Source organism: Variovorax sp. M-6 (genome assembly GCF_052114385.1).
In the GTDB taxonomy this organism is placed as follows: Bacteria; Pseudomonadota; Gammaproteobacteria; order Burkholderiales; family Burkholderiaceae_C; genus Variovorax.
Genome location: NZ_JBFREQ010000024.1, coordinates 120,440 through 127,517, shown reverse-complemented (window position 1 = coordinate 127,517; position 7,078 = coordinate 120,440). Strand labels below are relative to the sequence as shown.

The 7,078-nt window shown below is 68.6% G+C and carries 9 protein-coding genes; 7 read left to right on the top strand and 2 right to left on the bottom strand.

Going from position 1 to position 7,078, the window contains the following annotated elements; all coding sequences use genetic code 11:
- Positions 1–312: 312 nt before the first annotated feature.
- Positions 313–942 carry a 2-polyprenyl-3-methyl-6-methoxy-1,4-benzoquinone monooxygenase gene (gene coq7 / locus AB4Z46_RS24660; RefSeq protein ID WP_442286176.1) on the top strand — a complete coding sequence of 210 codons (630 nt, stop codon included), beginning with the start codon at positions 313–315 and terminating at the stop codon, positions 940–942.
- A 131-nt stretch (positions 943–1,073) separates the two neighbouring features.
- Here the strand turns inward: coq7 and AB4Z46_RS24655 are convergent, their stop codons facing one another.
- A complete protein-coding gene (locus AB4Z46_RS24655; protein WP_442286175.1) occupies positions 1,074–1,526 on the bottom strand; it encodes an OsmC family protein in 453 nt (150 codons plus the stop codon).
- Between the two features lie 251 nt (positions 1,527–1,777).
- Between AB4Z46_RS24655 and ilvA the strand changes: the two genes are divergently transcribed.
- The gene (gene ilvA / locus AB4Z46_RS24650) at positions 1,778–3,337 is read left to right on the top strand and encodes a threonine ammonia-lyase, biosynthetic (protein WP_442286174.1); all 1,560 of its coding nucleotides are present in this window, start codon (positions 1,778–1,780) and stop codon (positions 3,335–3,337) included.
- 13 nt (positions 3,338–3,350) lie between these two features.
- Here the strand turns inward: ilvA and AB4Z46_RS24645 are convergent, their stop codons facing one another.
- Positions 3,351–3,899 (bottom strand): type II secretion system protein N, encoded by a 549-nt coding sequence (locus AB4Z46_RS24645; RefSeq protein ID WP_442286173.1) that lies wholly within the window; start codon positions 3,897–3,899, stop codon positions 3,351–3,353.
- A 97-nt stretch (positions 3,900–3,996) separates the two neighbouring features.
- On the opposite strand from AB4Z46_RS24645, the gene gspG reads away from it, so the two are divergent.
- From gspG to gspK, 5 genes are read left to right on the top strand one after another with little or no spacing between them, the layout of a single operon-like run.
- Positions 3,997–4,437, top strand: a complete 441-nt coding sequence (gene gspG, locus AB4Z46_RS24640) for a type II secretion system major pseudopilin GspG (protein ID WP_442286172.1) — start codon at positions 3,997–3,999, stop codon at positions 4,435–4,437.
- Positions 4,412–4,915 (top strand): prepilin-type N-terminal cleavage/methylation domain-containing protein, encoded by a 504-nt coding sequence (locus AB4Z46_RS24635; protein WP_442286171.1) that lies wholly within the window; start codon positions 4,412–4,414, stop codon positions 4,913–4,915. The genes gspG and AB4Z46_RS24635 overlap by 26 nt, the downstream gene beginning before the upstream one ends.
- A complete protein-coding gene (gene gspI / locus AB4Z46_RS24630) occupies positions 4,912–5,271 on the top strand; it encodes a type II secretion system minor pseudopilin GspI (RefSeq protein ID WP_442286170.1) in 360 nt (119 codons plus the stop codon). The genes AB4Z46_RS24635 and gspI overlap by 4 nt, the downstream gene beginning before the upstream one ends.
- Positions 5,271–5,915, top strand: coding sequence for a PulJ/GspJ family protein (locus tag AB4Z46_RS24625; protein ID WP_442286169.1), 645 nt, complete (start codon positions 5,271–5,273; stop codon positions 5,913–5,915). Before gspI ends, AB4Z46_RS24625 begins: the two co-directional genes overlap by 1 nt.
- A complete protein-coding gene (gene gspK, locus AB4Z46_RS24620) occupies positions 5,912–6,985 on the top strand; it encodes a type II secretion system minor pseudopilin GspK (protein ID WP_442286168.1) in 1,074 nt (357 codons plus the stop codon). Before AB4Z46_RS24625 ends, gspK begins: the two co-directional genes overlap by 4 nt.
- Positions 6,986–7,078: the final 93 nt, after the last annotated feature.

The window sequence follows — 7,078 nt, the reverse complement described above, 5'->3', positions numbered from 1 at the left end:
GAGCAGCCAGGGCAACTAGAGATTTTTTCATTGCAAGTTTCTCCAAGGTTAAACATAGGGCTCCGGTGCGAAGGGCTCACCGTGACTGGCACTTTGTGCTCCCACCGGACCCCGGGCCAACCTCCTTTTGGGAAGTTGTCGCTATTGCACCAGAGCCGCTTCGCCAGGGCAAAACAATTCGCCCGAAAACACGGCCGGGCGCGGTGTTTCGTTGCAGCCGTGCAACAAAGCTTTGGCCACCCTTCTTATCTCGCGATGTGAAATATCGCAGTCCCGACGTGTGACATTTTGTACATCGGTTCCAATGGCGTCATGAACCGATCGCTCGACTCCGTCCTGGCAGTGGCAGACGCGGCGCTGCGCACCATGTTCGCCAAGCCGCACCCGACACGGACCACGCCCCCGCCCGACACGCCACCGGGCCTCCTGAGCGAGGCCGAGCGACGAGAAGCCGGCGCCCTGATGCGGGTCAACCATGTGGGAGAGGTTTGTGCGCAGGCCCTGTATACCGCGCAGGCTGCAGTCACCCGGGACCCTGCCCTGCGGCGGCATTTCAACGAGGCCGCCCGCGAAGAAACCGACCACCTGGCCTGGACCCAGCAGCGGCTCGACGACCTGGGCAGCCGTGCGTCCGTGTTGAATCCGGTCTGGTACCTGGGCGCCTTCGGGCTGGGACTGCTGGCGGGGCGGCTCGGCGACGCGACCAGCCTCGGCTTCGTCGCCGAGACCGAACGCCAGGTCGAGGCTCATCTGGATGGCCACCTCGACCGCTTGCCGGCCGGGGATACCGCCTCCCGGGCCGTGATCCAGCAGATGAAGCTCGACGAAGCCCGCCATGCCGCCCAGGCCTGGAGCGCCGGCGCCAAGGAGCTCCCGGCACCCGCCAAGGCCCTCATGCGCATGGCCTCCCGCGTCATGACCACCGTGGCCCATAGGGTCTGAGCTCGCCCCCAGGTTGCCCGGCACTTCGTGTCCGGGCGCCCACCCCCTGCCGGGGGCAACACCGGCGGACTGGCAAAGCCAGATCCGCGGCGTTTCACCAACGGGCCTGGCTGCGCCGGCCGTGCGTGGATCTAGCCCAAATCCTCGAGATCGAAGCTGGTGGTGATCTCGGCCGTCTTGCCGAGCATGATGGTGGCGGAACAATACGTGTCGTGGCTCAGCGCGATCGCGCGTTCCACCGCGGCGGCCGGGATGCCCTTGCCGGCCACGGTGAAGTGCATGTGGATCTTGGTGAATACTTTCGGATCCTTTTCGGCTCGCTCACTGGTCAGCTTGACGCTGCAGCGCTCGACCTGGTGCCGCCCGCGCTTCAGGATCAGCACCACGTCGTAGGCGGTGCAGCCTCCGGTGCCGGCCAACACGGTCTCCATCGGCCGGGCCGCCAGGTTCTGGCCGCCGTTCTCGGGCTTGGCGGCATCCTGCGCGCCGTCCATCATCAGGACATGGCCGCTTCCGGTCTCGGCGACGAAGCCCATCGCCGACCGCGCGCCGGCATTGCCGGTCCAACTCACTGTGCATTCCATGATTCCAGGCTCCGAAGGCCGCGAACGGGGTCAAAACCCCTGCGCAGCGTGATTTAGTGTTCGAAAAGCGCAACTCTCGTGTTGCATTGCAGCAATCAACCGATATACTTTATTTCATCGCGCATCGACACATGTGCACCGGTTGTCTCCTCCACCCTCCCAATTGGTGGATTTAGCCCCGGGCCGCAAGGCCCGGGGCTTTTTTCTTGGCATCCATGCCGCACGCGGGCGAGGCCTATGATCGCGGCCCTATGTCCACGCCTCCTTCCTCCGCGCCCCTCACCCCCGGCGACTATCTCAAGAAGATCCTGACCGCGCGCGTCTACGACGTGGCAGTGGAATCGGCCCTCGAACCCGCGCGCGCCCTGAGCGCCAGGCTGGGCAACACGGTGCTGCTCAAGCGCGAGGACCAGCAGCCGGTCTTCAGCTTCAAGCTGCGCGGCGCCTACAACAAGATGGCGCACCTGAGCGCCGAGCAGCTCGCGAGCGGCGTGATCTGCGCTTCGGCGGGCAACCACGCCCAGGGCGTCGCCCTGGGCGCCCACAAGCTGGGGGCGCGGGCCGTGGTGGTGATGCCGGTGACCACGCCGCAGCTCAAGATCGACGCCGTGCGGGCGCTCGGCGGCGAGGTGCACCTGCACGGCGACAGCTATTCGGACGCCTACGGCTATGCGCTCGAGCAGCAGAAGCTGCATGGGCTCACCTTCGTCCACCCGTTCGACGACCCGGACGTGATCGCCGGCCAGGGCACGATCGCGATGGAGATGCTGCGCCAGCACCAGGGCCGGCTCGACGCGGTGTTCGTCGCCATCGGCGGCGGCGGCCTGATCTCGGGCGTGGCCAACTACATCAAGGCGGTGCGACCCGAGATCAAGGTGATCGGCGTGCAGATGAACGACTCGGACGCGATGATTCAATCGGTCGCCGCCCACCAGCGCGTGACGCTGTCCGACGTCGGCCTGTTCTCCGACGGCACCGCGGTCAAGCTGGTCGGCGAGGAGACCTTCCGCATCTCGAGCGAACTGGTGGACGAGTTCATCACGGTCGACACCGACGCGGTCTGCGCCGGCATCAAGGACGTCTTCATCGACACGCGCAGCATCGTCGAGCCGGCCGGCGCGCTCGCAGTGGCGGCGATCAAGCAGTATGTCGAGGCCCGCGGCACCCGCGGCGAAACCTACGCCGCGATCCTCTGCGGTGCCAACATGAACTTCGATCGCCTGCGCTTCGTGGCCGAACGGGCCGAGGTCGGCGAGGAGCGCGAGGCGCTGTTCGCCGTGACCATTCCCGAGGAGCGCGGCAGCTTCCGCCGCTTCTGCGAGCTGATCGGACAGCTGCCGGGTGCCTCGCGCAACGTGACCGAGTTCAACTACCGCATCAGCGATTCGAAGGAGGCCCACGTGTTCGTCGGCCTGACCACGACCGCGCGCGGCGAATCGAAGACCATCGCCGACACCTTCGAGGCGCACGGCTTCGGCGCCATCGACCTCACGCACGACGAGCTCGCGAAGGAACACATTCGCCACATGGTCGGCGGCCGCTCCGGGCTCGCGCACGAAGAACGGCTGCTGCGTTTCGTCTTTCCCGAACGGCCCGGCGCGCTGTTGAAATTCCTGAGCCTGATGCGGCCGAACTGGAACATCAGCCTGTTCCACTACCGCAACCAGGGAGCCGACTACGGGCGCATCCTGGTCGGATTGCAGGTGCCTGCGGCCGAGCATCAGGCCTTCGACGACTTCCTGCGGACCCTCGGGTATCCCTTCGTCGAGGAGACCGGCAACCCGGTTTACAAACTTTTTCTGCAGTCCTGAGGCTGTCGGCGTCTCAGTTCGGCACCGCGGCGGGTGCGGTGGTCACGGGCGGCGTGAGCGGCGGCGCATTCAGGGGTGCCACGACCGGCGCCATCGTGGGCGGGAGGCCGGTCGGGGGCAGCGGCGCCGGCGGGGTCATGGTGGCCAGGGGCTTGGTGGGCAGTTGCAGGGTGAACCCCGGCGCCGAATCCCGGCTGGCGCCCAGCGTGGCCGCGCGGCGGTCCAGGGACTGCAGCACGTAGCCCTCGGCGACCGGATAGCCGACCCGGAACGGCCGGGCCGGCTTGCCGTCGACGGCGATCAATGCGGCCCCCTGCTGGTCGGCGTCGGCCACCACGCCGAGCAGCACGAAGCGGCTCGCCGCATCGGGCAGTACGGCGGCTGCGGCGCGGGTCGACACGGCGCCCAGCACCTGCGCCACCGCAGCGGGATCGACCTCGGCGGGCGCGGTGCTCGCGACGGCCGGCGGCGCCACGGCACCGGAGGGCGCTGCGAGCCTCAGCCCCCAGAACACGACGCTCGCCGCCGCCAGCGCCCACAGAGCGGTGGTGGCACTGGCCACAGGCCAACGGGCGGTTACAAAGGGTACTGACATGACCCCGGATTATCATTCAGCGAATACGGCCAATGCCGCCCCTCCGCTCCCCCTACACGCTTTCATGCTCAATTTCCACCGCTCTTCCGTCCGCGTCGTGCAGCGCGGCTTCACCCTGATCGAACTGATGGTCGTGCTGGTCATCATCGGCGTGCTCGCAGCGCTGATCGTGCCGAACGTCATCGAGCGGGCCGACGATGCCCGCGTGACCGCCGCCAAGACCGACGTCAACAACCTGATGCAGGCGCTCAAGCTGTACCGGCTCGACAACCAGCGCTATCCGACCTCCGAGCAGGGCCTGCAGGCCCTGGTGGCCCGACCGACCAGCGGCCCGGCGGCCCCCAACTGGAAGCCCTATGTCGAGAAACTGCCGAACGACCCCTGGGGCCGGCCCTACCAATACCTGAATCCGGGCGTCAAGGGCGAGATCGACGTGTTCTCACTCGGCGCCGACGGCGAGCCCGGCGGCGAAGGCAAGAATGCCGACATCGGCAGCTGGCAGTAGGGTCCGCTGCTGCCCCGCTGCCCCTGCCCGCGCCAGGATCGGCGGCTTCACGCTGCTCGAACTGCTGGTGGTGATCGCGATCATCGCGCTGGCCACGGCCGGCGTCGGGCTTTCGCTGCGGGATTCGGGCCAGGCCAGCCTGGACCGCGAAGCCGAGCGGCTCGCAGCCTTGCTCGAATCCGCCCGCGCACAGTCGCGCGCCAGCGGCATTGCGGTGCGCTGGCGGCTCACGCCCGATGGCCCGGGCAACTTCAGCTTCGATGGCCTGCCGCCGGGCTCGCTGCCCGCCCACTGGCTGGCCGACGGCATCACGGCCCAGCCGATCAGCGCCGACGGCAGGGCCGCCGGCGCCCTGCAACTGGGGCCCGATCCGATCATCGCGGCGCAGCAGGTTGTGCTCAGCACCGACGGTCCACCGAACCGCAGCCTGCGCATCGGCACCGACGGATTGCGACCCTTCGCGGTCGTTTCGCCGTGAAGCGGCAGCGCGGCTTTACCCTGATCGAGGTGCTGGTGGCGCTCGGCATCGTCGCGATCGCGTTGATGGCCGGCACCCAGGCCACCATGGCGCTGACGCGCAACGCGCAGCGCCAGTCGGACGTGATGCTGGCGCAGATCTGCGCCGAGAACGAAATGATCAAGGCACGGCTGGCGCGGCAACTGCCGGCGGTGGGCGATGCCGGCGTGGTCTGCGCCCAGGCCAACCAGAGTTTCGGCGTGACGGTCTCGACCACGCCGACGCTGAACCCGAATTTCCGCCGCGTCGACGTCCAGGTGCGCGATGCCGACGAGGCGCCGGTGCTGCGGCTGTCGACCGTGGTGGGGCGCTACTGATGCGCCGGACCCGCGGCTTCACGCTGATCGAACTGCTGGTCGCGATCGCGGCCATGGCGCTGCTGGCACTGATGAGTTGGCGCGGACTCGACGCCATGGGGCGCGCGCAGTCGCAGAACCGCGAGCGGGGCGACGCGGTGCTGACGCTGCAGACCACGCTGGCCCAATGGGGCGCCGATCTCGACGCGATGGTGGCGCTGTCGCAGACCTTGCCGATCGATTGGGACGGCCGCGTGCTGCGCCTGACCCGGCGCAGCACCGACAGCGCGACGCCGGTCGTCTACGTGGTCGCCTGGACCCTGCGCCCCGACGCCGCCGGCGGCAGCCACTGGCGGCGCTGGCAGTCGCCGGGCTTCACGACACGCGCGGAGTGGCAGCAGGCCTGGGCCGGCGCCAGCAGCTGGGCCTCCGATGGCAGCTCCGCCACCGGCGCCGACGTCGACCTGATTCCGCTCGACAGCTGGCAGCTCTCGTACTTCCGCAACGGCGCCTGGGGCCCGGCCGTGGGCGCCGACGCGCTCGGCGCCAGCACGCCGCTGCCCGACGGCGTGCGCCTGGTCCTGAGCCTGCCGCCCGGACCGGCGCTGACCGGCCTGGTCACGCGCGATTGGGTGCGGCCGTCCGTGACGGTGTCCAAATCATGACCCGCCATCGCTTCGCCCGCGAGGTCGGTGCCGCCCTGCTGACCGCCATGCTGACCGTGACCCTGGTCGCCACTTTCGCCGCAGCGGCGCTCTGGCAGCAATGGCGCTCCGCCGAGATCGAGGGCGCCGAGCGGGCCCGGGCACAGGCCGGCCTAGTGCTGATCGGCGCCCTCGACTGGTCGCGGCTGATCCTGCGCGAGGATTCCCGCGCCAGCGGCGCCGGTAGCGGCGTCGATCATCTCGCCGAGCCCTGGGCCGTACCGCTCGAGGAGGCCAAGCTGACCACCTTCCTGATGGCCGAAAAGAACATCGCCAGCGATGCGCTCGAGGGCTTGCCCGAGGCCTTTCTGTCGGGCCGCATCAGCGATGCCCAATCCAAGCTCAATGTGCTGAACCTGGTGAACGCCGGCAAGCCAGTCGCCGCCTCGGTGGCGACCTTCACCAAGCTGTTCCAGCTGCTGAATCTGCCGGCGGGGGATGTCGCGCTGCTGACCCAGAACCTGCAGCAGGCCCTGCCCGCGAACGCCAGCGTGCCGGACCCGGCCAACACGCCGGCGGCCGCGGCGTCAGCCGCAGCCGGGTCACCCACCGGCACGGCCGGCAACGCAAACACCGGCAGCGGCGCGGCCCCCGGCGTGCCGCTGGTTCCGCAGCGCACCGCGCAACTGGTGTGGCTTGGCCTCTCGCCTGCCACCGTGGCGGCACTCGAGCCCTATGTCACGGTGCTGCCGGTGCGCACGCCGCTCAATCTCAACACCGCCAGCGCCGAAGCCATCTTCGCGAGCCTGCCCTCGCTCGACCTGGCGGGCGCCAAGCGATTGGTCGAAACCCGCGGACGAAGCTATTTCAAGACCGTGGCCGACGCCAATTTGCTGATCCCGCAAAGTTCGGACAAGTTCGCGACAGAGCAGYACAGCGTGTCGACCCGGTTCTTCGAAGTGCAGGCGCGACTGCGCATCGACAAGACCTGGGTCGAAGAGCAAACGCTGCTGCAGCGCGACAACCTCGACGTCCGGATGGTGTGGCGCGAGCGTGGCGCCGGCGCGACGCCCACGGCGGCCAAACCGTGACGCCCCGCGGGCTTCGTCACGGCGATCGGTTAAAAATAAGCGCAGCGCCCGTTGCAGCTGAGCAAGATGCTATCAAATTTATAGCAGACACAG

Excerpts from the sequence above, each read along its gene's own strand:
- ilvA (WP_442286174.1), top strand. The coding sequence starts at position 1,778 with ATGTCCACGCCTCCTTCCTCCGCGCCCCTCACCCCCGGCGACTATCTC.
- AB4Z46_RS24655 (WP_442286175.1), bottom strand. The coding sequence starts at position 1,526 with ATGGAATGCACAGTGAGTTGGACCGGCAATGCCGGCGCGCGGTCGGCG.
- AB4Z46_RS24635 (WP_442286171.1), top strand. The coding sequence starts at position 4,412 with ATGCCGACATCGGCAGCTGGCAGTAGGGTCCGCTGCTGCCCCGCTGCC.
- coq7 (WP_442286176.1), top strand. The coding sequence starts at position 313 with ATGAACCGATCGCTCGACTCCGTCCTGGCAGTGGCAGACGCGGCGCTG.
- AB4Z46_RS24625 (WP_442286169.1), top strand. The coding sequence starts at position 5,271 with ATGCGCCGGACCCGCGGCTTCACGCTGATCGAACTGCTGGTCGCGATC.
- gspG (WP_442286172.1), top strand. The coding sequence starts at position 3,997 with ATGCTCAATTTCCACCGCTCTTCCGTCCGCGTCGTGCAGCGCGGCTTC.